This window comes from Lachnoclostridium sp. An14 (assembly GCF_002160755.1).
Lineage (GTDB): Bacteria > Bacillota > Clostridia > Lachnospirales > Lachnospiraceae > Lachnoclostridium_A.
The window spans coordinates 1-1,770 of sequence record NZ_NFLE01000080.1 but is presented as its reverse complement, the minus strand read 5'-3'; the positions used below and the strand labels follow the sequence as shown (position 1 = coordinate 1,770).

At 51.8% G+C, this 1,770-nt stretch carries 1 rRNA gene; it reads left to right on the top strand.

From position 1 onward, the window contains the following. Positions 1–1,770: ribosomal RNA gene (locus tag B5E84_RS20165) — 23S ribosomal RNA — on the top strand; the annotation flags it as partial.

Here is a 1,770-nt window from a genome sequence, read left to right as displayed (position 1 = left end):
AGAGAGGGTGAAAGCCCCGTACACGAAAATGATAGCCAGCGAGCGGGATCCAAAGTACCACGAGACACGTGGAACCTTGTGGGAAGTCGGGGGGACCACCCCCCAAGGCTAAATACTCCTTAGTGACCGATAGCGCATAGTACTGTGAAGGAAAGGTGAAAAGGACCCCGGGAGGGGAGTGAAAGAGAACCTGAAACCCTGTGTTTACAAGCTGTGGGAGCACGTTAAGGTGCAACCGCGTACTTTTTGTAGAACGGTCCGGCGAGTTACTCCTGCTGGCAAGGTTAAGCACTGAAGGTGTGGAGCCGAAGGGAAACCAAGTCTGAATAGGGCGTGAAGTCAGTAAGAGTAGACCCGAAACCGGGTGATCTACCCATGTCCAGGTTGAAGCGGAAGTAAAATTCCGTGGAGGACCGAACGCACATCCGTTGAAAAGGGTGGCGATGAGGTGTGGGTAGGGGAGAAATTCCAATCGAACCCGGAGATAGCTGGTTCTCCTCGAAATAGCTTTAGGGCTAGCCTCGTATTAGTCTGGCGGAGGTAGAGCACTGAATTCTTAAGGGGGCGTCAAAGCTTACCAAGAGATATCAAACTCCGAATGCCGCAAAGATGATGTACGGGAGTCAGACTACACGAGATAAGTTGGGTAGTCAAAAGGGAAAGAGCCCAGACCTGCAGCTAAGGTCCCAAAGTGCGTGTTAAGTGGAAAAGGATGTGGGATTTCAAAGACAACTAGGATGTTGGCTTAGAAGCAGCCACACATTCAAAGAGTGCGTAATAGCTCACTAGTCGAGAGGTCCTGCGCCGAAAATGTCCGGGGCTAAAACACGACACCGAAGCTCAGGAATGTCATATGACATTGGTAGAGGAGCATTCTTAAAGAGAGGAAGCAGTACCGGAAGGAGCTGTGGATTTTTAAGAAGAGAGAATGCCGGAATGAGTAGCGAGATGGAGGTGAGAATCCTCCAGGCCGAATATCCAAGGTTTCCAGAGTAAAGCTGATCTGCTCTGGGTAAGTCGGGGCCTAAGGCGAGGCTTAAGAGCGTAGCCGATGGACAGCAGGTTTAGATTCCTGCACCACAAGGTATCAGAACTGTGGGGACGCAGAAGGACAGGATAAGCCGGGAATGAAAAGACCGGCGCAAGCGAGGTAGGAGTCAAGTAGGAAAAACCGCTTGGCAATCCGAAGACGTGACGCGGAGCGAACAAAAGTAGCGAAGTATCCGATTCCAGCTGCCAAGAAAAGCCGCTATAGTGTACCGTGTGCCCGTACCGTAAACCGACACAGGTGGATGAGGAGAGAATCCTAAGGCCGGCGGGAGAAGCATTGTTAAGGAACTCGGCAAAATGACCCTGTAACTTCGGGAGAAAGGGTGCCTGGGAAACCAGGCCGCAGAGAATAGGCTCAAGCAACTGTTTAGCAAAAACACAGGTCTATGCAAAACCGCAAGGTGAAGTATATGGGCTGACGCCTGCCCGGTGCTGGAAGGTTACGAGGAGAGGTTAGCGCAAGCGAAGCTTTGAATCTAAGCCCCAGTAAACGGCGGCCGTAACTATAACGGTCCTAAGGTAGCGAAATTCCTTGTCGGGTAAGTTCCGACCCGCACGAAAGGCGTAATGATTTGAGCGCTGTCTCGACAATGCACCCGGTGAAATTGAAGTGCCAGTGAAGATGCTGGCTACCCGCGCCAGGACGGAAAGACCCCATGGAGCTTTACTCCAGCTTGATACTGGGATCCGGTGCTGTATGTACAGGATAGGTGGGAGACG